This is a genomic window from Aminobacter ciceronei (assembly GCF_014138625.1).
GTDB classification, from domain to species: Bacteria; Pseudomonadota; Alphaproteobacteria; order Rhizobiales; family Rhizobiaceae; genus Aminobacter; species Aminobacter ciceronei.
The window spans coordinates 153,682-173,943 of the sequence record NZ_JACJHY010000008.1 but is presented as its reverse complement, the minus strand read 5'-3'; the positions used below and the strand labels follow the sequence as shown (position 1 = coordinate 173,943).

General features: G+C 64.6%; 21 protein-coding genes. 8 read left to right on the top strand and 13 right to left on the bottom strand.

The features are described from left to right. Positions 1–127 precede the first annotated feature (127 nt). From HNQ95_RS10885 to HNQ95_RS10875, 3 genes are all read right to left on the bottom strand, one after another. A complete protein-coding gene (locus tag HNQ95_RS10885; protein WP_182574052.1) occupies positions 128–568 on the bottom strand; it encodes a glyoxalase superfamily protein in 441 nt (146 codons plus the stop codon). Positions 569–808: 240 nt separating this feature from the next. After that, entirely contained in the window at positions 809–1,642 is an 834-nt protein-coding gene (locus HNQ95_RS10880) for an aldo/keto reductase (protein ID WP_182574051.1), read from the bottom strand. Positions 1,643–1,736: 94 nt separating this feature from the next. Continuing rightward, positions 1,737–2,918 (bottom strand): MFS transporter, encoded by a 1,182-nt coding sequence (locus HNQ95_RS10875; protein ID WP_154386265.1) that lies wholly within the window; start codon positions 2,916–2,918, stop codon positions 1,737–1,739. A gap of 136 nt (positions 2,919–3,054) precedes the next feature. Here HNQ95_RS10875 and HNQ95_RS10870 point away from each other — a divergent pair, with 136 nt between their 5' ends. Next, positions 3,055–3,957, top strand: coding sequence for a LysR family transcriptional regulator (locus tag HNQ95_RS10870; protein ID WP_182574050.1), 903 nt, complete (start codon positions 3,055–3,057; stop codon positions 3,955–3,957). Between the two features lie 103 nt (positions 3,958–4,060). Beyond that, positions 4,061–4,339, top strand: coding sequence for a hypothetical protein (locus HNQ95_RS10865; RefSeq protein WP_246719234.1), 279 nt, complete (start codon positions 4,061–4,063; stop codon positions 4,337–4,339). 23 nt (positions 4,340–4,362) lie between these two features. On the opposite strand, the gene HNQ95_RS10860 is transcribed toward HNQ95_RS10865, so the two are convergent. From HNQ95_RS10860 to HNQ95_RS10845, 4 genes are all read right to left on the bottom strand, one after another. Continuing rightward, positions 4,363–4,851: an SRPBCC family protein gene (locus HNQ95_RS10860; RefSeq protein ID WP_182574049.1), complete on the bottom strand. Its 489-nt coding sequence runs from the start codon at positions 4,849–4,851 to the stop codon at positions 4,363–4,365. A 26-nt stretch (positions 4,852–4,877) separates the two neighbouring features. Beyond that, the gene (locus HNQ95_RS10855; protein WP_154386267.1) at positions 4,878–5,219 is read right to left on the bottom strand and encodes an ArsR/SmtB family transcription factor; all 342 of its coding nucleotides are present in this window, start codon (positions 5,217–5,219) and stop codon (positions 4,878–4,880) included. Positions 5,220–5,402: 183 nt separating this feature from the next. After that, positions 5,403–6,842, bottom strand: coding sequence for an FAD-binding oxidoreductase (locus tag HNQ95_RS10850; protein ID WP_154386268.1), 1,440 nt, complete (start codon positions 6,840–6,842; stop codon positions 5,403–5,405). 194 nt (positions 6,843–7,036) lie between these two features. Next, the gene (locus HNQ95_RS10845) at positions 7,037–7,909 is read right to left on the bottom strand and encodes a sigma-70 family RNA polymerase sigma factor (RefSeq protein WP_154386269.1); all 873 of its coding nucleotides are present in this window, start codon (positions 7,907–7,909) and stop codon (positions 7,037–7,039) included. 127 nt (positions 7,910–8,036) lie between these two features. On the opposite strand from HNQ95_RS10845, the gene HNQ95_RS10840 reads away from it, so the two are divergent. Then, complete coding sequence (locus HNQ95_RS10840) at positions 8,037–8,495, top strand: carboxymuconolactone decarboxylase family protein (RefSeq protein ID WP_182574048.1); 459 nt, start codon at positions 8,037–8,039, stop codon at positions 8,493–8,495. Between the two features lie 56 nt (positions 8,496–8,551). Here the strand turns inward: HNQ95_RS10840 and HNQ95_RS10835 are convergent, their stop codons facing one another. Then, positions 8,552–9,337 carry a DUF2189 domain-containing protein gene (locus tag HNQ95_RS10835; protein WP_067955918.1) on the bottom strand — a complete coding sequence of 262 codons (786 nt, stop codon included), beginning with the start codon at positions 9,335–9,337 and terminating at the stop codon, positions 8,552–8,554. 187 nt (positions 9,338–9,524) lie between these two features. Between HNQ95_RS10835 and HNQ95_RS10830 the strand changes: the two genes are divergently transcribed. Then, positions 9,525–9,767, top strand: coding sequence for a YjiS-like domain-containing protein (locus tag HNQ95_RS10830; RefSeq protein ID WP_182574047.1), 243 nt, complete (start codon positions 9,525–9,527; stop codon positions 9,765–9,767). 71 nt (positions 9,768–9,838) lie between these two features. On the opposite strand, the gene HNQ95_RS10825 is transcribed toward HNQ95_RS10830, so the two are convergent. Both HNQ95_RS10825 and HNQ95_RS10820 read right to left on the bottom strand, forming a co-directional pair. Then, the gene (locus HNQ95_RS10825; protein WP_154386272.1) at positions 9,839–10,513 is read right to left on the bottom strand and encodes a permease; all 675 of its coding nucleotides are present in this window, start codon (positions 10,511–10,513) and stop codon (positions 9,839–9,841) included. 75 nt (positions 10,514–10,588) lie between these two features. Further along, positions 10,589–11,605 carry a GlxA family transcriptional regulator gene (locus tag HNQ95_RS10820; RefSeq protein ID WP_154386273.1) on the bottom strand — a complete coding sequence of 339 codons (1,017 nt, stop codon included), beginning with the start codon at positions 11,603–11,605 and terminating at the stop codon, positions 10,589–10,591. Between the two features lie 203 nt (positions 11,606–11,808). Between HNQ95_RS10820 and HNQ95_RS10815 the strand changes: the two genes are divergently transcribed. Continuing rightward, positions 11,809–12,669, top strand: coding sequence for an alpha/beta fold hydrolase (locus HNQ95_RS10815; protein WP_182574065.1), 861 nt, complete (start codon positions 11,809–11,811; stop codon positions 12,667–12,669). A gap of 159 nt (positions 12,670–12,828) precedes the next feature. Then, a complete protein-coding gene (gene pepT, locus HNQ95_RS10810; RefSeq protein ID WP_154386274.1) occupies positions 12,829–14,082 on the top strand; it encodes a peptidase T in 1,254 nt (417 codons plus the stop codon). Between the two features lie 142 nt (positions 14,083–14,224). Here the strand turns inward: pepT and HNQ95_RS10805 are convergent, their stop codons facing one another. Then, entirely contained in the window at positions 14,225–16,993 is a 2,769-nt protein-coding gene (locus tag HNQ95_RS10805; RefSeq protein ID WP_182574046.1) for an autotransporter family protein, read from the bottom strand. 319 nt (positions 16,994–17,312) lie between these two features. Beyond that, positions 17,313–18,482 carry an NAD(P)/FAD-dependent oxidoreductase gene (locus HNQ95_RS10800; protein ID WP_154386276.1) on the bottom strand — a complete coding sequence of 390 codons (1,170 nt, stop codon included), beginning with the start codon at positions 18,480–18,482 and terminating at the stop codon, positions 17,313–17,315. Positions 18,483–18,579: 97 nt separating this feature from the next. On the opposite strand from HNQ95_RS10800, the gene HNQ95_RS10795 reads away from it, so the two are divergent. Next, positions 18,580–19,470 carry an HpcH/HpaI aldolase/citrate lyase family protein gene (locus HNQ95_RS10795; protein ID WP_154386277.1) on the top strand — a complete coding sequence of 297 codons (891 nt, stop codon included), beginning with the start codon at positions 18,580–18,582 and terminating at the stop codon, positions 19,468–19,470. Positions 19,471–19,483: 13 nt separating this feature from the next. Further along, positions 19,484–19,690, top strand: a complete 207-nt coding sequence (locus HNQ95_RS10790; RefSeq protein ID WP_067955933.1) for a DUF1737 domain-containing protein — start codon at positions 19,484–19,486, stop codon at positions 19,688–19,690. A 15-nt stretch (positions 19,691–19,705) separates the two neighbouring features. Here the strand turns inward: HNQ95_RS10790 and HNQ95_RS10785 are convergent, their stop codons facing one another. Beyond that, positions 19,706–20,128 (bottom strand): metallopeptidase family protein, encoded by a 423-nt coding sequence (locus tag HNQ95_RS10785; RefSeq protein WP_067955935.1) that lies wholly within the window; start codon positions 20,126–20,128, stop codon positions 19,706–19,708. Between the last annotated feature and the right edge of the window lie 134 nt (positions 20,129–20,262).

Genomic DNA, 20,262 nt, shown 5'->3' with positions numbered 1-20,262 from the left:
TTAAATTTGTCCAGATGGTTGTTGGCAGGTGACGCAGCGTCGGGAGTCGACACTCCGGCGCAAACGAAAACGGCCGCGGATCGCGTCTACGATCCACGGCCGCTGGATGCGGAGAGGGTATTGGGGATCAGGCGCGGCTGAGCGCCATCACACCGGTTTCGGTGCCGGTCAGTCGCCGCGAACGGCCGTCGGAGCCGACAACCATCTGGATGCGGCGTCGCTCCGATGAAAACAGCTTCGACGTCGACACGTCCACCGGCGGGTTGAAAGCGACGGTGACGCGCCAGAGATCCGGCTTGATCGTCTCCTCGAGGCCGATGACGCGGCCCTTGGCGGGATTGCCGTTAAAGGTGCCCGACACCGTCTCGCCGACGGCGAAGGGGACGCCACCGGTGACCTGTTCGGACTTGGTGTCGGTGGGACGCGCGGCCAGCGTGTTCCAGTCGCGCACGCCTTCCTGGCGGGCGACGAGTTCAAGCGCCTTGGCGTGGCTGATGGCGATGCCCTCACCGGCCAGCGCGTCGCGCAGCCTGCGGGCATTGGTTTTATAGTCGTGACCTGTGGTCATGGTTTCGCTCCTTCGCGATGCGCGAACGGCGTGGTGAAAGTCGGGAGCCCGCATTGCCGCTTCGGCCGTCGCATCGACAGGGAAACGAAATTTCAAAGAGGAGCTTCACCGGGGCCTTGCGGCTGCGGGCGGCAGGGGCTCCCCGCCCTTGACCGCCCTCAGATAGGAAGAACAACGCGCGCCGTCAATGAGGGCGCGCCGGAGGCTCGGTCAGGCGGCCCCCAAGTCAGGCGGCCCAAGTCAGGCCGCCTTGTCCCACTCCGGTGCCAGCCCGCCGGGGCTGACGATGCGTCCGCCCGGCGTGGCCAGGGCATGGATCGCCGCCATCTCGTCCGCCGACAGGTCGAAATCGAAGATGGCGAAATTCTCGGGCAGGCGCGATAGCGTCGACGTCTTGGTCAGCGTGACGACGCCGTCCTGCCGCACCAGCCAGCGCAACACCACCTGTGCCGCCGTCTTGCCGTGGCCGGCGCCGATCTGTTTCAGCACGGGATCGGAGATCACCTTGCCATCGGCCATGGCGTAGTAGGCTGTGACCGACATGCCGGCCTGGCGCGCTGCGTCGAGCACCGCCGTCTGGTCGAGATAGGGATGGTATTCGACCTGGTTGGTCACCAGCTTGGCGTCACTCAGCTTCACTGCCTCGGCCATCAGTGTGGTGTTGAAGTTGCTGACGCCGATATGGCGTACCTTGCCGGCCTTTTTCACCTCGTTCAGCACGCCGATCTGCTCGGCCAGCGGCACCGCGTCGTTCGGCCAATGCAGCAGCAGCAGGTCGACATTGTCGGTGCGGAGCTTCTTCAGGCTGTCGTCGACCGATCTGACGAAGGCATCGCGCTGGTACTTGTCGACCCAGACCTTGGTGGTCAGGAAGATGTCCGAACGTGCCACGCCCGAGGCGGCGATAGCCTGGCCGACTTCGGCCTCGTTGCCATAGATCTGGGCGGTGTCGATGTGGCGAAAGCCCTTGCGGATCGCTTCAGGCACCACTTCGAGGACTTCTGCGCCGGGCATGCGGAAGGTGCCGAAGCCCAGGGCAGGGATTGTCGCGCCATTGGCGGTAACGAATTTCATGATGTTCTCCTTGAGAGGAAATTGGGGGCGGTGGGAAATTCGGACGGATGGCTCCGCCCCTTAGGTAGGTCGGCACTGAAACCGGTCAATCAACTTAAGCCGGTTGGCACAGCGGTTCCTGGCGCCGGTCGAGCACGCCACTCCATACCGTCAGCACGAAGGCACCGGCCACCAGCACAGCACCCACCCATGGCGTGGCGCCAAGGCCGAGCGGCGAGGCGACAACCAAGCCGCCGATCCAGGCGCCCAGTGCGATGCCGAGATTGAAAGAGGCGATGTTGAGCGCCGAGGCGACGTCGACGGCGCCCGGGCGATGCTCCTTGGCCAGTTGCACGACGTAGAGCTGCAGGCCCGGCACATTGGCAAAAGACAGGAAGCCGAGTGCTGCCAGCGTTGCCAGCGTCCACACGGGCGAAAGCGCGGTGAAGGAAAACAGCACCAGCACCATAGCCTGCAATGCAAACAGCACCGTCAGCGCCTTGACCGGGTTGCGGTCGGCGATGCGTCCACCGGCAATGTTGCCGATGGCGATGGCGAGACCGTAGAGCACCAGGATCAGGCTGACGCTCGAAGCCTGGAAGCCGGTGATCTGTTCGAGGATCGAGGCGAGATAGGTGAAGGTGACGAAGGTGCCGCCATAACCGAGCGCGGTCATCGCAAACACCAGCAGCAGCCGGCCGGAACCGAGCACGCGGACCTGGTCGAGCAGGCTGGACGGTGCGGCCTTGTTGAGGGTCGAGGGCAGCAGGGCAGCGATGGAGACGAAGGCGATGACGCCGAGCAGCGAGACGCCCCAGAAGGTGGCGCGCCAGCCGAAGGTCTGGCCGATGAAAGTGCCGAGCGGCACACCGGTGACGATCGCCACCGTCAGGCCCATGAACATCATGGCGATCGCCGAGGCGCGGCGGTTTTCCGGCACCAGATCGGCGGCAATGGTGGCGCCCACCGAGAAGAACACGCCATGGGCAAAGGCCGACAGCACGCGCGCGACAAGCAACAGCTCGTAGCTGGGGCTCAGCGCCGCTGCCGTGTTGCCGACGACGAACAGCGCCATCAGCCCGAGCAGCAGGGGCTTGCGTTCGATCCGGCCGGTAAGCGCCGTCAGCACTGGCGCGCCGAAAGTGACGCCCAGCGCGTAGACGCTGACGATCAGGCCGGCGAGCGGCAGAGTGATGTGAAGATCCTGGGCCACCGTAGGCAACAGCCCGACGATGACGAATTCGGTCGTGCCGATCGCATAGGCGGCGATGGTGAGCGCGAAGATGGCTAGGGGCATGTCGTGCACCGTTCCCGAGTTGAATGGGCGGCCTGCGCCGCGGTTGATCCGTGGCTGCATATGGGGCAAGGGTACTTGCGCAATAATGCGCGATGATGGACGAATGCTTGTGAATTTGATTCACAAGAGGCCAGCCATGGACAATCGCGCCGGTGAGATGGAGGTCTTCGTCCGGGCCGTCTTGCTGAAGAGCTTCTCAGCCGCCGGCCGGCAACTGGGCCTGTCGCCGTCGGCGGTCAGCAAGCTGATCACGCGCATCGAGGACAGGCTGGGCACGCGCCTCGTCGTGCGCTCGACGCGCAGCCTGCAGCTGACCCCGGAAGGCGAAGTCTATCTCGAGCGCGCCGCCCGCATCCTAGGTGAGATCGAGGAGGCCGAGCGCATCGTCGCAGGCGGCGCCAACGCCGTGCCGCGCGGCCTGCTCAGGGTCAGCGCCTCGGTTGCCTTCGGCGCCAGCCATGTCGTGCCGCATATTGCCGAGTTCCTGAGGCTTTATCCCGAGGTCGAGCTCGACCTGTCGCTGACCGATAGCGTTATCGATCTCTACGAAGAGCGCGCCGACGTCGCCATCCGGTCCGGCAGGCTGCGCGATTCATCGCTCAAGGCGCGCAAGATCCTGGAGATCCGCCGCGTCGTCGTCGCATCGCCTGCCTATCTGGAACGGCATGGCGAGCCGGAAAAGCCGGCCGATCTCGTTGGCCACAACTGCCTGCGCTTCAACTTCCTGCGCAACCGCGACGAATGGATGTTTCGCGACCCGGCAACCGGTGAGACCTTCGCACAGCGCATCGGCGGCAACCTGCTTGCCAACAACGGCCCGAGCCTGCGCCGGCTCTGCCTCGACGGCGTCGGCCTGATCCGCAGCGGGCGTTTCCAGGTCCAGGCCGACATCGACGCCGGCACGCTGGTGCCGGTGCTTGAAGCCTACAATCCTGAGAATATCGAGATGATCCACGCCGTCTTCGCCGGCCACGGCCACCTTGCCGCGCGCATCCGTGCCTTCATCGATTTCCTCGCCGAAAAAACGCGCGCCGGCTAGCGCCATTGTTTCGGCAAATAGGCGCACTACCTTCGTGAGGCGCGGTTATCGCGCTGGAAGTGTTGCAATGGCGAAGATGGCGAGATCGAAACGGGCTCTGACGATGGCGGGCATTCTGCTTGCCGGGGCAGTGCAGGCGCATGCCATCGACCTGCCCGGCCAGCCCGACCGCAACCAGCTCGCCCGCGAAGGCAGGATCAACGAGCTGCAGATCCTGCAAAGCCAGCAAGGCCGCGCCGATTTCCAGGCCGAGCAGCAGCGCCTGCGCGAGCAGGACCGCCAGATCGTGATACCGCAGATGCAGCGGCCCGAAGTCCCGGTGATGAAATCACACTGCCAGATCGAGCTCTACGGCAACATCTATCGCCGCGTCTGCCGCTGAGCGTCCCTGCCGGACGCCGTGAGCTACCGCGCAGCCAGCCGCTCGGCCAGCACGCCGTCGAGCCTGTCGTATCCGGCCTCGACACCCTTGGCCATGCCGATGGCGATCGCGCCGTCCCTGGCTTCGCGTGAGCTGTAGAGCATTGTATTGACCGAAATCGTGCGGCCGTCCCTTTCCGTCAGCACCAGCGTTGAGCGCGCCTCGCCGTCGGTCCAGTCCATGTCGAACAGCTCGACGCTGACGATCCTTTCGGGCCTGGCGATCTCGCGATAGGTCCCGGTCATGCCCATGTCGCGGCCGTCGTCATGGCGCCAGACGAAGCGATACGTGCCGCCGACGCTGAGGTCGATCTCGCAGACGGCAAACGACCAGCCGTCCGGTCCCGTCATCCAGCGTTTCAGCAACGCGGGAATCGTCCAGCAGTCGAACACCAACTCGCGCGGCGCGTCGAACACACGCGTCATGGCGATCTCACGGTCGCTCGGCGTCGTCACTTCCAGTCTGTGGCTCATCGTCGTTTCTTCTCCTCGCTTCCGCTTCAGGCTTTGCCCTGGTTCGCCTGCAGATCAGCGAGCAGCGCGTCGAGACGCTTGTAGTTGCCCTCCCAGACCTTTCGGTACTCATCGAGCCACCCGGTCACTTCTGCCAGCGCCTCGCCCTCGATGCGGCAAGGCCTGCGCTGGGCGTCGCGGCCGCGCGAGATCAGCCCGGCGCGCTCCAGCACTTTGAGATGTTTTGAAATCGCCGGCTGGCTCATGGCAAAGGGTTCGGCCAGCTCCATCACCGAAACCTCGCCCCTCATCAGTCGCGCCAGGATCGCCCGCCGTGTCGGATCGGCCAGTGCGGTAAAGGTCGCGTCAAGGCGTTCGGACGGGGTCATGGCGCTGCTCTCTCATTCTATAACTGAAGGGTTATATAGAATGAGAGAGCCCGTCAAGCTTGGCCGAGAAAAGGCAGGCGCAACGCCGACCTATCCCTCCCCTTTCTTGGGGAGGGATCCAGCGTGGGGGCCTCGTCGAGCACGTCCGTGACGTGGGCTCTCAGCACCGCCGACAGAAACGCGTCACGCCGCCTTGCGCGTCTTCTTGGCGTGAACGTTCTGGTTCATGCGGAACATGTTGTCGGGGTCGTATTTGCGCTTCACTTCGAGCAGCCTGGTGTAGTTGGCGCCATAAGCCGCCTCGACACGATCGGCCTCATCAGCCGGCATGAAGTTGATGTAGGCGGTGCCGACAGCCTGCGGCCGCGTCGCTTCATAGATGTTGCGGGCCCAGCCGATGCAGGCCTTGTCCATCGACGCTTCGCGCCAGCGCGCATGCACGTTCATGACGAAGTGCGAATTGCGCTGCGGAAATGCCGTCGCATCGGTCGCCACCCGCCCGGCAGCGCCGCCGACATGGCCGACGAAGATTTCGCATTCCGGCCCCGGCAAGGCACGGATCGCGCTGTCGAGCATGTCGATGGTGGTATCTTCCAGATCGATGAAGTCGTGGCTCTTCCAGTAGTTGCGCGCGCCGGGCGCAAGCAGCGGATCGAACGCCATCTGCCATCCGGCGAACGGGTTCGGCCCGACGACGTCGACGATTGGCTGGCCGATGCCGCGCAAGGCAGCGGTCGCCTTCTCGCCGGCCTCGAGCTCGCCGCACCAGCACATCGCCAGCACCAGCACCTCCTTGCCGTGCCATTGCGCCGGCAGGAACGGCAGCGGCGGCGCCTGCCGCATCACAGTCCAGCAGGTCAGCTCGTCGGGCGCGTCCTCGAGCGCTTCGCGATATTGCCGTAGCACCGACTTGGCCTCGTCGAATGGGTGCACGACCAGCCCCGACAGCACCTGCGGGCCGAGCTTATGCAGCTTGAACTCGAAGGCGGTGACGACGCCGAAATTGCCGCCGCCGCCGCGTATCGCCCAGAACAGGTCGGGATGCTCGGCGGTGCTCGCCCGCACAAGCTCGCCATCCGCAGTCACCACGTCGGCCGACAGCAGATTGTCGATGGTCAGGCCGAGCTTGCGTGTCGTCCAGCCGAAGCCGCCGCCCAGCGTTAGCCCTGAAATGCCCGTCGTCGAGTTGATGCCGGTCGGCACCGCAAGGCCGAACGCCTGCGTTTCCTTGTCGACGTCGGCGAGGATGGCACCCGGCTCGACCCAGGCTCGCCGCGCCACCCTGTCGACGCGAACCGACCTCATCTGCGACAGGTCGATCATCATGCCGCCGTCGCACACGGCGCTGCCGGCGATGTTGTGGCCGCCGCCGCGTACCGAGACGAGCAGCTTGTTGTCGCGCGCGAACTTGACTGCGGCGATAACGTCGCTGGCGCCGACGCAGCGCACGACAAGGCCGGGGCGACGGTCGATCATGGCGTTCCAGACCGTACGCGCCTCGTCATAGCCGGCATCGCCGGCATTCAGCACTTGGCCGCGCAGGCTTGCTGCGAAAGCATCGAGGACAGGCGCGCTCACCATTGCCAGCCCGCCGTCAAGGGTCGTGAGGTTCAGGTCGTTCATGGAGCTTTCCTCCGCTCAGAGAAAAGGCCTCCTCATCCGCCGTGCCCCGTAATTCTGCGCCCGCGATCCGGCGGCAGCAAGGCAAGAGTGCCCATGTTGCGGGAAAGTGATGGGTTTTGGCGGATCGTCGGCATCGGCTGCGCGCCTTGTGGCACGCTCGGCCCACCGATCTTTGGAAGGCAGGGTTCTACTGACTAGTCGAGCAAAGCCAGATTCAGCTGTGCCAGCCGCTCCGGATCGGCGACGGCGTCGATGCCGACGATCCTGTCGCCGTTGAGCCTGAGCATCAGCACGACACGGAGCTTGCCCATCGGGGCGACCAACAGGCCGATCGCGCCGTCGACAAGCGCCGGCAGCGCGCCCTGCGCCCGGCCCTTGAAGCTTTGCGCCACGGCCTGCGCGCCGCGCAGTTCGGCAACGGCACCGAGATGTGCGGCGACGGCATCGGCGCGGAACACGACGTCGGGATCGAGCACGGCAAGCAAGCCGGCGAAATCGCCGCCGCGCGATGCCGCGAGAAACGCGTCGACAACCTGCCGCTGACGCGTCCGGTCGGGCGCGCGCGCCTCGTCGCTGCCCTGGACCCGGCGCCGGGCCCGGCTCGCCAGCTGCCGCGCCGCGACCGGCGTCCGCTCGACGACGGGGGCGATGTCATCGAAGGACAGGTCGAACATGTCGTGCAGCACAAAGGCGATGCGCTCGGCCGGTGCCAATTTCTCCAGCACCACCAGCAGTGCCAGGCCGACGGCGTCGGCCATCGCCAGCTCGCGTTCGGGATCGACGGCAGGGGCATCGTCGGCAATTTCGTCGGGCCCTTCGGTGTCGAGCTGCTCCTCGCGCCGCGACTTGCGCCGGCGCAGCATGTCGAGGCAGACGCGCGCCACCACCGTCGTCAGCCATCCCGAGAGATTGTCGATGTCGTCGGTGTCGGTGCGCGCCAGGCGCAGCCAGGTCTCCTGGACCGCGTCCTCGGCCTCGCTGGCCGCGCCTAGCATGCGGTAGGCGACGGCGCGCAGATGCCCGCGCTTCTCGGCGAATTTTTCGGCCAGAAAAATTTCTTCGTTCATAGGTCACATTCCCTGCTGCTGTTCCGTCAAGGCCATGACGAACGAATCCCGGCCGATGTGACAGAGACTGTCGCGGGGCCGGCGCCGTCAAGATCGAATGGACCCGAACCCGACAAGGAAGACTCACATGCAAGCTCGTATGACCAACCCCGCCATCCTGCTTCCCGATGCCATGCAGGCGCTGTTTGCGCTCAACAAGGCGACCGAGAGGGACGGCCTGCCCGAGGTGACGCGCAAGCTGGTCCATTTGCGCGCCAGCCAGATCAACGGCTGCAGCGTCTGTGTTCACATGCATTCGCTCGAACTCAGGAAGCTCGGCGAGAAGGACGACCGCATCTTCGCCGCCGCCGCCTGGCGCGACACGCCCTGGTTCACGCCGGCCGAGCGCGCAGCCCTTGCGCTGACGGAAGCCGTGACCCGCATCGCCGACAAGTCCGACCCGGTGACGGACGACGTCTGGGAAGAGGCGACGCGCTACTACGACGAGAAGGCGATTTCGGCGCTGCTTCTCTGCATCGCGGCGATCAATGTGTGGAACCGGCTTAATGCCGCTGTCCGGCAGGTCGCGGGAGTTGCCTGGAACTAATAATCCATCGTGCACTCCCTCGGCTTGTGCGTCTCGAAGGCTGGGGGAGGGGTACGTTAAACCACTGCGCGGCGATAAAGATGCCAGGTAGCATGGCCCAGCACCGGCAGCACCACCAGGAGGCCGAGAAAAAAGGGCAAGCAGGCTGCCAGCACCGCAACCGTCACCACCAGGCCCCAGCCGAGCATGACAAGCGGGCTCGCCAGCACCGCGCGGATCGATGTCAGCATGGCGGTGACGAAGTCGATTTCGCGGTCGAGCAGTATCGGGATTGAGATGACCGTGATGGAATACAGTACCAGCGCCAGTGCCGCGCCCTCGATATGGCCGATACCGAGGAAGATCCAGCCCTGGTTGGTGGTCAACACAAGATCGGCGAAGCGGTCGAGCGTGGCGTAGGACATGCGGCCGAGAATCAACGCCATCAGCAGCCTGATCTGGTACATCCAGACCCAGAACACGAACAGCATGACGAAAGCCATCCACGACACTTCGCGTCGGCGCTGGGCCCAGATCAAGTTGAGGACCTGTCCAAGCGTTGGCTTATGCCCGGCCTCCATTTGGCGGCTTACCTCATAGAATCCGACGGCGGCGAAGGGCCCGACCAGCGGGAAGCCGATCGCGAACGGATAGATCAGCCATGGGGCGTGCAGCACCAGCAGGGACGTTGTAATTGCCAAGCCGATCACCACGAAGACCAGCGCAATAGCGAGCCCGATGCGCGGGCTCCGGGCGAAGTCGGCGGCGCCCTCCGCCAGGCTCTGCCTGATGTCGGCTACGGTCAGTGCGCGCACTTCCGGCGGCCTAGCCGGTCGCCTCGCGTAGGTGTCCATATCCGCCATTCGTCCTCCCTCGCCCCGCGCTGCATCCGACCGCAGCGCTCTATCTGCGCGGCAACGCGACTTCCCGCATTGATCGAGATCAAGCGGGAGTGTTTCCGCATTAGACGTCTCGTTCACGCGTCGAACACGCTGGACTCACGCCTGCATGGCAAGCTCGCCGGGTCATGTCAGGAGACGGGAGGCCGAGATGGCTTACTCAGTGCATTCCAGCCACGGACATCAGACGGCGGATCTGACGATCCGGCTCCTCCAGGCCACTGCACGCCGTATCGCGGCAGCCGAGATGTGGTATCGCCGTGCCCAGAGCAGGCGGATCATCGCGGCACTCAGCCCGGAGCAGATGAAGGACATCGGCTACCCTGCCGTTGATGCCATTCCCAGCCTCGACGTCGAGGCTGGTCTCATGTCCAGATTGCAATCGATGCGATAACGAACCGTCGCGGGCAACACGCCGCGGGGTGGCGGTCGCCGGGGCATGCCGCGACGGCGATGGCCGTTGCGTTACGTCCCTGGCGCCTGCGTCAGGGCGATGGCCGTGCCGACGATCAGCATGGCTGCCACGCCTTGCAGCACGCTGACAACGACGCTGAGCAGCGCGCGGCCGAGACCAAGGTCGAGATTGCGGGCAAACCAGCGCGTTTCCACCGCCACGTACCAGACGATGGCAACGACCAACAGCAGCAGTGCCGCGACGCTCGCGGTGCTGTTGTGGACGCGCCACACCACGCCCGCCAGGCTGACGCCGAGGGCGAAGGGTGCCGCGACATAACACTGGCTGTAGAACGGCGGCTTCAAGGTTGCCCTGTCGATCCGGGCGCCGCGAAAGCGCAACAGCTTCACCGCCATCAGCAGCGGGAAAACGCTGAAGACGACGGCCCGAAAGATCAGAAGGTTGGAGTCGCTGGCGAGCATCGACGGCGCCACCCAGGAACGATCGCTGATGAAGCCGAGCTCCAGGCCATGCACGATCAGCAGCGTCAGCAGCAGGAACATCGGCGGGCTCATCGTGTCCTGGTACTGCTCGTCCACCTCGTCGGACAGCTCGACATTGGCATAGCGCATCATCTTGTCGGGGTCGCGCAATGCTCGCCACATCGTCAGCGGGTAAAACAGTAGCCACGACACGACCTCGTAGAGAAGTTCCTCGATCGATTTCAGCAGTCGCATGAAGTCCATGCGTCGCTCCTTCGCAGAGTGGTCCGCGCGGCATGATGACGGCGGGAATGGGTGAAGGGAAGGGCCGGGTGGCCGCTACAACCGCTTCAGGCGAAACCGCTGCCGGTATTGCGCCGGCGTAATGCCGGTATGGCGCCGGAACAGCCGGCGGAAGAACGCCGGATCCTCGTAGCCGACTGTCTCGGCGATTTCGTCCGTCGCGTCAGCGGTGGCCTCCAGCATCTGCTTGGCCTCCTCGATACGCAGGCTTTGCACATAATCGACAGGCGTGTAGCCGGTCGCCGCCTTGAAGCGGCGCTTGAAGGTGCGCTCGGGCAGACCGCTTTCGGCGACCATGCGCGTCACCGGATTGGCGCAGGCGTAATTGTCGGCGATCCAGAGCTGGCAGTTGCCGATTGCCGCATCCTCGTGGCGCCTGGGCTTGGCCATCGCGGCGAAAGGCAACTGGCCGTCGCTGCGGTCGCCGAGCAGGAACACTTTTGCGATGCGCGCTGCTTCCTCCCTGCCGCTGTAGCGCGCGATCAGGTGCAGTGCGAGGTCTTCCCAGGACGACGCGCCGCCGGTGGTGATCAGCTGTCCCTCAGGGTCCATGTCGCAGACGATGCGCTCGGGCCGGAATCGCACCAGGGGATAGTTGTCGCGGAAGATGTCGGCGGCGATCCAATGCGAGGCTGCGTCCTTGCCGTCGAGCAACCCCGCCTCGGCGAGGAAGATCGAGCCTGTGCACACCGAGCAGATGGTGGCGCCGGCGGACAGCTGCGCCCGGACCCATTCCATCTCATCGCCCCATCCGAGCGCCGCGCCACCCTCGAGCGGCAGCGCCAGGTCGGTGACGATCACCACGTCGGTATTCTCTGTGTCGGCGAATGTCGCATGCGGCTGGATCGGTGTGCCGATGGCGCAGGTGAACGCCTCCTTGCTTCGTGCCACGATCTCGGCTGAGATGGGCCGCGCCCTGGTCTGCTGCCCGGTCAGCCGGTCCCAGATCGAGCCCACCGCCGACAGCACCTCGAACAGCCCGTATACCGCCGCCGGTGTCGTCTGCGGCAAGGCAAGCAGGCTGATGCGGAGGGGTTCGGCCTGGGTTTTCATGTGCCATCAGTGGCACGTATGCCTCGTTTTTGTCCAGTATCGCTCTCGCGATCCGACTTCGACGTCCCTAGTGTCCGTCCAAGCCGCCCAGCGGGCGCGAGGAGATCGAAATGCCAGATCACATCAACACGACCAGCCGGCGCCGCTTCCTGCTCTCCGCAGCAGCGCTCGCCGTTTTGGGAGCAACCCAGGGGAGTCAGGCGATGGCCAGCGAAACCACCACAAAGACCGTCCGTTCCAATGGCGTCGAGATCGCCACGGAGGCATTCGGCGACCCGTCGGCGCCGCCCGTGCTGCTGATCATGGGGGCGATGGCCTCGATGCTGTGGTGGCCGGAAGAGTTCTGCCGCCGCATCGCCGCCAGCGGCCGCTATGTCATCCGCTACGACAACCGCGACACCGGCGTGTCGACCAAATTCCCGCCTGGCAAGCCACCCTATTCGATGGACGACATGGCCAAGGACGCCATCGCCGTGCTCGACGGCTACGGCATCGAAAAGGCCCATGTCGTCGGCATGTCGCTCGGCGGCATGATCGCCCAGATCCTGGCGTTGTCGGCGCCCAGCCGCGTCGCTTCGCTGACGTTGCTGTCGACGACGCCCATCGGCCTCGATCTCGACCTGCCGCCGCCGACACCGGCCTATATGGAGCATGCCGCGACGGGCGAAAACGTCGACTGGTCGAACCGCGCCCAGGCGACCGCATTCATCGCCAGCGAGGCCCGGGTGATCGCAAGCACAGCACATGCGCATGACGCGGTGAAGACGCTTGCCTTCATCGAGCGCGACCACGACCGCTCAGGCGGATATCTTTCGGCCACCAATCACTTCATGCTCGAGGGCGGTGAGACCTTGAAGGGCAAGCTTCCCGGACTGGAGGCGCCGCTTGTGGTCATTCATGGCACCGCCGACCCGATCTTCCCGGTCGTCCACGGCAAGGCGATCGCCGATGCGGTTCCAGGCTCTACATATCTCGCCGTCGCCGGCGGCGGCCACGAGCTGCACGAGGATGACTGGGGTATCGTCATCCCGGCCATCGTCGACAACAGTGCGGTGCCTTTCTGAGACGCAGCCATCGTTGCCTGAAGCGCCCGGCCCCGCCGGGCGCGGCTTGGGCCAGACAGCCGCGATCGCGCGGACAGCCGCCTCAACAGGTGCGAAACCCGTTCACGGCACCCGCCGGGGCGGCTATAGCAGGGCATCCTCGATGCATTGGAGCCTGCCATGACCGACACAAGGACCGCCACCACCGACACGGTGCTCGATCGCTTCCTCCGTTATGTCGTCATCGACACCCAGTCCGATGCGAGCTCGCCGAGCCAGCCCTCGACCGAAAAGCAGAAGAACCTCGGCCGCCTGCTCGTCGAGGAGCTGTTGGCGATCGGCCTCACCGACGCCCATCTCGACGAGCATGGTTATGTCTACGCCACCGTGCCCGCCAATACCGAAAAGCAGATCCCGGTCATCTGCTTCTGTTCGCACATGGACACCGCGCCCGATTTCACCGGCACCAACGTCAAGCCGCAGATCCTGCGCAACTATGCCGGCGGCGACATCCAGCTTGTCGGCGACCCGCAGCAGGTCATCCGGGTCACCGAGCACCCCGAGCTGAAAAACCAGATCGGCAACGACATCGTCACAACAGACGGCACCACGCTGCTCGGTGCCGACGACAAGGCCGGCATCGCCGAGATCATGACGGCGGCACAGTTCCTCGTTGCCAACCCCGACATCAAGCATGGTGCGATCAAGCTTTTGTTCACCGCCGACGAGGAGATCGGCCGCGGCGTCGACAAGGTCGATTTCGCCAAGCTCGGCGCTGAATTCGCCTACACCATGGATGGCGAGACCGCTGGCCACATCGAGGACGAGACCTTTTCGGCCGACGGCGTCGACATCACCATTTCAGGCGTCGCCATCCATCCCGGCTTCGCCAAGGGCCGCATGGAAAACGCCATCAAGATCGTTGGCGCCATCGTCGACCGGCTGCCGAAGGAGCTTTCGCCCGAAACCACCGAGGGCCGCGAAGGCTTCCTCCACCCCACTGCGCTGTCGGGCTCGATGGAAAAGGCCTCGCTCAGCTTGATCGTGCGCGATTTCACCGAAGCTGGCCTCGTCGCCAAGGAAAAGCTGCTCGAAGACATCGTCAAGGACGTGATGAAGGCCTATCCCGGCTCGACCTACAGCTTCACGGTCAAGGAGCAGTACCGCAACATGAAGGTGGTGCTCGACCGCCATCCCGAGATCGTCGACAACGCGCTCGAAGCCGTCCGCCGCGCCGGCATGGAGCCGTTGCGCGGCAGCATCCGCGGCGGCACCGACGGCTCGCGCCTGTCCTTCATGGGCCTGCCCTGCCCCAACATTTTCGCCGGCGGCCACGCCTTCCACTCCCCGCTGGAATGGGTCAGCCGCCAAGACATGGAAAAGGCGGTGACGACGATCGTGGAGCTGGCGAAGGTGTGGGAGGAAAGGGCGTAAGGGGGCGCCAGGTTGGTTTTGCGCCAATATCTGCAATCGCCTGCTTATACGTCGCAGTTTGGGCAGATTGCGGATTAGCCCTCAAGACGGTGAAACGAAAAGGCCCGCCGAGCGGCGGGCCGGGCATTTGCGGTCTTGAAACCTAGAACGCCGTGTTGAAGCCAACCGTACCTTTGAAGCCGTTGCTGCCCTCGAAACTGGTCGAAGCCAGCGCTTCGCCGTAGAGGGCGTATTTGCCTCCGGCCCAGCGGTAGGTGCCGCCAATGCCGAGTTCCGCGCCGAAGGAATCGGGCTCGAACGCGACCTTGGTACCCGCCACGTCGACCGCCGTTCCGTCCAGGAATTCGTAGGTAAGATTGGCGATGCCATAGACATGGCTGCGGCTCGCGCCGCCGCCTGCGTCATAGTCCAGCGCCAGGCCGATCCGGCCTTTCAGGCTGTCGCCGGCCACCAGCGACACCTTGGCGCCGAACGGATCGGCGAAATCGTCGAAATCGACGGAGGTGTAGGCAAGCTGGGCCTGCGGGGTCACCGACCAGGTGCCGCCGACCGACAGCTTGCGGCCGGCTTCGATGCTGAAGGCATAGCCAAGGCCTTGATTGCCGTCGACGAGCTTGCCGACGGTGTCGGCGGCAACGTCGCTCGACAGGCGGCTAACAGAGGCCTGTCCGTCGACATAGATGCCGTTGCTGCCATACCAGGTCAGCGTCGCGCCGCCGCCATAGGCAACTGTCGCATTGGTGCCGTTGCCGAGGCTGGAGCCGATGTCGGCGTTGACCCGGCCATATTGCGCATTGATGCCGCCGATCAGCCTGCCTGAGCCGGTTTCGGCGAACAAGCCATCAATGCCTGCCTGTACGAGATAGCGGTTGCTGTCATAGGAGGTGCCAGTGGTCGAAACGCCCTCGACATGGCCATGCGCGCCTTCGATCCGCGTCCAGAAATTGCGCGGGCCGGCCTCACCTCCGGCGCTATCCGTCGCTTCACTCGCCCCGGGCCAGTAGCGGTCGCCGACGCGCTGCTGCAGCGTCGGCAGCTCGGCCAAGCCAAGCAAGACGATCGGATAGTTCTCATAGACCGGCACCGTCGGCGCCAGCGTATCGGTCATGCGCAGGTACCAGTCGCCGTCTGTGGGATCGGCGATGCCGTTCTGGAACAGGCCGTAGAGATAGGCCCCGCCGATCGCCGGACCAGCCAGCACGAAGGCATCGGCGGCGGATGTGCCCGCCACGTCGACAATCTTGATACCGTCGCCGGTCGTTTCCGCTCCGGCGCCGCCGAGATTGGTGACGAAGATTCTGGTCGCACCGGTTCCGAGGATCGAGTTGCCTGTTATGGCGAGAAGATCGGTGGGCGAGGCATCGTTGCCGAGGACGGCCTCGATCAGCAGGGTGCCGCCATTGCTCGTGTAGTTGCCGGCGACAGTCAGCGTGCCGATGCTGTTTCCGGGCGCAATGGTGCCGCCGGCATAGTTAGCGGTGTTTCCGACCGAGCCCACGCCTGCCAGGACGCCGCCGCGCACATCCATGATGCCGCCGAGGACGCCGTTGACGACGAGCATGCCGCCATGGACACTGGTCAGCCCGTTGAAGCCGGTCTGGTTGGCGTTGAAGATGGTGCGGCCGGCGAGCTGGTTGATGGCGCCGCTGCCGTTGATCGGCAGGTCGAAAATGTAGCCGGTTTCGGTGTGGTTGAAGTTGATCTCGGCACTGGCCGCGAGGGTTATCGCCGACGCCTGGAGCGTTCCGGCACCGGTCGCCGCCTGGCCAACCGCGCCGCCGATGTTCAGCGCTGCGTGGCTGCTGGCATGCACGCTACCGACGACAAGGGCCGAGTTGCCGTTGTTCACTACCACCCTGCCGTCATCGGCAAGGGTCAGGGCACCCTTGCCCCTGGTTCCGAGAGTGACCGCGGTCCCGTTGAGCACCGACCCGTCCCCGGAAACAAGGACACTGAAATTTGGGAGGACGCCGCCTGGGCTGGTGGAGATGTTCACGGCCGTCCCGGTCATGACGCCGCCGTCCAGGATCGAGAGCGAACCCTGGTACATTGCTATCGTCGAGCCCGAGTCCCATCGGGATCCTTCGCCGGACACCTCAGCTGTGACCAGTGCGGTGTTGAAGCTGAGGTTTCCAACGCCGCCGAAGGAGGTGTTGCCGGTGATGTCGACCACGCCGCCGTCGCGAACGTAGATGTAGCTGGTGCCGTTAGTGGACGTGAAGCCGCCGGCTTCCAGCGTCGAGCCTTCGCCCATGACGTTGATGGTGGCCGTGCCTTGCGAGCCTGGCGTGTGAACCCTTATGCCCCCCGTCGTCGTGTAAACGGCGCCATTCTCGATGGTCAGGGTCGATTGGCTTCCCGCGCCGCCGCTCAAGTCATTCGGGTCGGTGCCTGTCGCGACCAGCCGGGTGCCCTGACCTGACAACGTCAGGCTCGCCACTTGGCCGTCCCCGCCGGCAATATCCAATTGCGACACGGTTCCACCGGCGGAAGAGCCGAATGTGACGTCGCTGCCGCCAGAGATGAGCGTGTGTCCATCGTTGATGCTGATTGTCGTAATGCCGGAGCCAGCGGCCTCGTTGATGATGAGTTCGCCCCCGCCGACCTTCGAAAGCAAACCCGTGTTCAGGCTGCCAGTGCCCTGGATCTGGCCTGAGAGCGTCAGGCTCGCGCCGCTCGCGACGTTGAAGACCGCAGCCGAACTGTAGGAGAGCGTATTGGCGCCGGTGGCGATCGTGATCGCCTTTCCGGCGATCGCGGGAGGCGGGCTGGTGATCTGGAAACTGGATGTCAGCATGATTGTCGATGCTGCATCAGGGCTCGCCTGGGCGTCCGCTATCGCCTGGTAGAGTTCCGTCTGGTTCGAGGCGACGAAGTTCGCTGCCCTTGCCGCGGGAAGTGTTCCCCCCATTGCCAAAGCGGCAATGCAGACGCCTGAAAGAAGTTTGTATTTGCTGGTTGATTGGGTACCCGGTGCGCCCCCGTTCGCGCAAGACTGCTTCATTCCAATTCCCTGTATGCACTGCCTGAGATTCGTTACATTGACGCCAATTGCAGTTTCTTGACAAGGAAAAGTGGTCTCGTATCTGAGAAAGACTTAATGAAATCTGACCCGCTCGGTACGCAGGCTCTGCGATATTTTCAAATTAGCTCTCGATAATATTATGAATCTCCGATAAATCCGGACGTTCGTTCGCTGTCTCGTAGGTGAAGCTGCTTGAGGATCCTACCTAGATCACGTTCAGCTCGCGGAACGCTCGCCCTTCCGCGATGCGCTGGTAGCCGAAGGCCGAACAGTCGATGGTACGGTAGGTGCCATGGACAAGGAGCTCGGCGAGCGCCTTGCCGACCGCCGGCGCCTGCTGCAGGCCGTGGCCGGAGAAGCCATTGGCGAAAATGAAGTTCTGAACCTCGGGATGCGGGCCGATGACGGCGTTCTGGTCGAGCGCGTTGTAGTCGTAGTGCCCGACCCAGGCTTGCGTCGCCTTGATCGCCTCGAAGGCCGGCACGCGGGTGGCCAGCACCGGCCAGATCACCTCCTCGAACAGCCCCCAGTCGGGGTTGAAATCCGTGGGGTCGGCAGCCAACTCGCCATCCTCACTTTCGGCCCCGCCCGTGATGTAGACCGAACCTTCGGGGCGGACATAGACGCCGGAGGGGTCGACCATCAGCGGCATGTCGGCGAATTTTTCGCGCGCCTCGAAGACGAAGACGTTGCGTTTGCGCGGCTCGACCGGCAGAGCGAGACCGGCCATGGCGGCGACCTTGCCGGCGTTCGGCCCGGCGGCGTTGAACAGCGTGCCGGTTTCCAGCCGCTCGCCGGTGGCAAGCGTCACTGCCGTAACGCGGTTGCCTGAGCGCTCGATGCCCGTGACCTCCGACGTGATCATGTCGATGTTCTTGGTCTTCAGCGCCTTGCGGAACAGGCCGAGCATGGCATGCGCATCGAACCAGCCTTCGCCTGTGCGGCCATAGGCGCCGGCGGAAATACCCTCGGTCGAGATCCAGGAGAAGCGCTTCGCCAGCTGCTCGGCATCCTCGAGCACGATGTCGGCGCCCTCGGCCATCTGGGCCTCGTGGTTGGCCTTGAGAATCGGCAGGCCGTTGTCGCCGGCGAGGATGAGGTAGCCGCCCTCGCGGAAGCCGATATCGGCGTCAGGGCCGAACTCCTCCTTGAGCCGTCGGAACAGGCCAAGCGTGAACTGCGACAGGCGGATGTTTTCGGGGATCGAGAATTGCTGGCGGATCGAGGCGCAGGACAAAGTGGTCGCGGCATGGGCAAATTGCGGGTCGCGCTCGATCAGGGCAATCGAGCCGGTAAAACCCTCCTCGCGCAGATAATAGGCGATCGAGCTGCCGACGATCGCGCCGCCTGTGATGACCACGTCGTGGCGTGCCATGGAGTGTTCCCGTCTGTCTGTGATGGAGGACAAAAGCAGTTACGCCGTCGTCCGGCAAGGACTTGCAAGGGCCAGCATTGCCGGGCAAGAAGACCAGATGCAACATTCCCTGCCCCGCCCGCGCCGCTCGGTGCTGTTCGTGCCCGCCACCAACGAAAAGGCGATCGCCAAGCTTGCGCAGCTTGCCTGCGACACCGTCATCTTCGACCTGGAAGATGCCGTGCTGCCCGAGCAGAAAGCCGCGGCGCGCGACAGGCTGGCAAAATTCTTCGCCGAACGGCCGGCAGGCGCGCGTGAATATGTCGTGCGCATCAACGGGCTGAAAAGTCCGTGGGGGGCGGACGATCTTGCTGCCGCCAGCGGCTGGGCCACCGATGGCGTTGTGCTGCCCAAGATCGAGACGCCGCGTGACCTGCTGGAAGCCAATGACGTGCTCGACGAGGCCGACGCCCCCGACACGCTCAAGCTCTGGGCGATGATCGAGACGCCGCGGGCGCTGGTCAATCTCGCGGCCATCGCCGAGCTCGGCCGCGATCCTTCGGCACGGCTGTCGTGCCTGATCGCCGGGCTCAACGACCTCGCCAAGGACACCGGCGTCAAGCTCACGCCGGACCGCCGCTATGTCCAGCCCTGGCTGATGCAGATGGTGCTTTGCGCGCGAGCTGGGGGGATCGACATGCTCGACAGCGTGTCCAACGATTTCCGCGATCTCGATGCCTTCGCCGCCGAATGCGGCGAGGCCGCCGCCATGGGATTCTCGGGCAAGACCGTCATCCACCCGGCCCAGATCGGCCCGGCCAATGCGGCGTTCTCGCCGTCGGTCGAGGCACTTGCCGAAGCGCGCGCCGTCGTCGATGCCTTCGCGCTTCCTGAGAATACGTCCTCAGGTGTAATCTCGCTCGGCGGCAAGATGGTCGAAAGGCTGCACCTTGCGGAGGCCGAGCGGCTTCTGGCGCGGGCAGCGCAGCTCGAAAGCCTCAGGCACTGAAAGGGACACCGCCATGAAACTCTACCGCTTCCTGACCGGCCCTGACGACGCCACCTTCTGCCACAAGGTCACGGCTGCGGTGAACAAGGGCTGGCACCTGTTCGGCTCGCCGACCTATTCCTTCGACGCCGAAACCAGGACGATGCGCTGCGGCCAGGCGGTGGTGAAGGATGTCGAGGGCGCCGAATACACGCCTGACATCAAGCTCGGCGACTACTGATCTCAGGTTCTGCCGCTATTCGGCGGCTTCCTCCAGCCGCTCCATATCCTCGTCGGACAGGCCGAAATGGTGGCCGATCTCGTGGATCAGCACATGGGTGACGATGTCGCCCAGCGTCTCCTCGTTCTCGGCCCAGTAGTCGAGAATGGCGCGGCGGTAGAGCGTGACGCGGTTGGGGCCCTCGCCAGTCTGTGGGTTCCAGCGCTCGGCGATGCCGCGGCCCTCGAACAGGCCGAGCAGGTCGAACGGCGTTTCCAGCGACAGGTCGTCCATGATCTCGTCGGTCGGGAATTCGGCCAACTGAATGACGACCTCGCCGGTCAGCTGGCGAAACTCCTCCGGCAGATGCGCATAGGCTTCGAGCGCCAGAAGCTCCATCTCCTCGATCGAGGGCGAAAGCTGGTCGTGCCAGGCGCGGGTCTTGTAAATGCGGGCCATTCTTTGTCCTTTTGGGGGGGCATATAGCCTTTTGCCGCCGCGCTTACGAGGCCTTTGCCGCTCGGGCGCCAAATTAGCGGCGACAGCAGAAGGAGAGGAGAGGAATAAATTCTCCTTGAATCGGCTTGACTCTC

Excerpts from the sequence above, each read along its gene's own strand:
- HNQ95_RS10885 (WP_182574052.1), bottom strand. The coding sequence starts at position 568 with ATGACCACAGGTCACGACTATAAAACCAATGCCCGCAGGCTGCGCGAC.
- HNQ95_RS10880 (WP_182574051.1), bottom strand. The coding sequence starts at position 1,642 with ATGAAATTCGTTACCGCCAATGGCGCGACAATCCCTGCCCTGGGCTTC.
- HNQ95_RS10875 (WP_154386265.1), bottom strand. The coding sequence starts at position 2,918 with ATGCCCCTAGCCATCTTCGCGCTCACCATCGCCGCCTATGCGATCGGC.
- HNQ95_RS10870 (WP_182574050.1), top strand. The coding sequence starts at position 3,055 with ATGGACAATCGCGCCGGTGAGATGGAGGTCTTCGTCCGGGCCGTCTTG.
- HNQ95_RS10865 (WP_246719234.1), top strand. The coding sequence starts at position 4,061 with ATGGCGGGCATTCTGCTTGCCGGGGCAGTGCAGGCGCATGCCATCGAC.
- HNQ95_RS10860 (WP_182574049.1), bottom strand. The coding sequence starts at position 4,851 with ATGAGCCACAGACTGGAAGTGACGACGCCGAGCGACCGTGAGATCGCC.
- HNQ95_RS10855 (WP_154386267.1), bottom strand. The coding sequence starts at position 5,219 with ATGACCCCGTCCGAACGCCTTGACGCGACCTTTACCGCACTGGCCGAT.
- HNQ95_RS10850 (WP_154386268.1), bottom strand. The coding sequence starts at position 6,842 with ATGAACGACCTGAACCTCACGACCCTTGACGGCGGGCTGGCAATGGTG.
- HNQ95_RS10845 (WP_154386269.1), bottom strand. The coding sequence starts at position 7,909 with ATGAACGAAGAAATTTTTCTGGCCGAAAAATTCGCCGAGAAGCGCGGG.
- HNQ95_RS10840 (WP_182574048.1), top strand. The coding sequence starts at position 8,037 with ATGCAAGCTCGTATGACCAACCCCGCCATCCTGCTTCCCGATGCCATG.
- HNQ95_RS10835 (WP_067955918.1), bottom strand. The coding sequence starts at position 9,337 with ATGGCGGATATGGACACCTACGCGAGGCGACCGGCTAGGCCGCCGGAA.
- HNQ95_RS10830 (WP_182574047.1), top strand. The coding sequence starts at position 9,525 with ATGGCTTACTCAGTGCATTCCAGCCACGGACATCAGACGGCGGATCTG.
- HNQ95_RS10825 (WP_154386272.1), bottom strand. The coding sequence starts at position 10,513 with ATGGACTTCATGCGACTGCTGAAATCGATCGAGGAACTTCTCTACGAG.
- HNQ95_RS10820 (WP_154386273.1), bottom strand. The coding sequence starts at position 11,605 with ATGAAAACCCAGGCCGAACCCCTCCGCATCAGCCTGCTTGCCTTGCCG.
- HNQ95_RS10815 (WP_182574065.1), top strand. The coding sequence starts at position 11,809 with ATGGCCAGCGAAACCACCACAAAGACCGTCCGTTCCAATGGCGTCGAG.
- pepT (WP_154386274.1), top strand. The coding sequence starts at position 12,829 with ATGACCGACACAAGGACCGCCACCACCGACACGGTGCTCGATCGCTTC.
- HNQ95_RS10805 (WP_182574046.1), bottom strand. The coding sequence starts at position 16,993 with ATGGGGGGAACACTTCCCGCGGCAAGGGCAGCGAACTTCGTCGCCTCG.
- HNQ95_RS10800 (WP_154386276.1), bottom strand. The coding sequence starts at position 18,482 with ATGGCACGCCACGACGTGGTCATCACAGGCGGCGCGATCGTCGGCAGC.
- HNQ95_RS10795 (WP_154386277.1), top strand. The coding sequence starts at position 18,580 with ATGCAACATTCCCTGCCCCGCCCGCGCCGCTCGGTGCTGTTCGTGCCC.
- HNQ95_RS10790 (WP_067955933.1), top strand. The coding sequence starts at position 19,484 with ATGAAACTCTACCGCTTCCTGACCGGCCCTGACGACGCCACCTTCTGC.
- HNQ95_RS10785 (WP_067955935.1), bottom strand. The coding sequence starts at position 20,128 with ATGGCCCGCATTTACAAGACCCGCGCCTGGCACGACCAGCTTTCGCCC.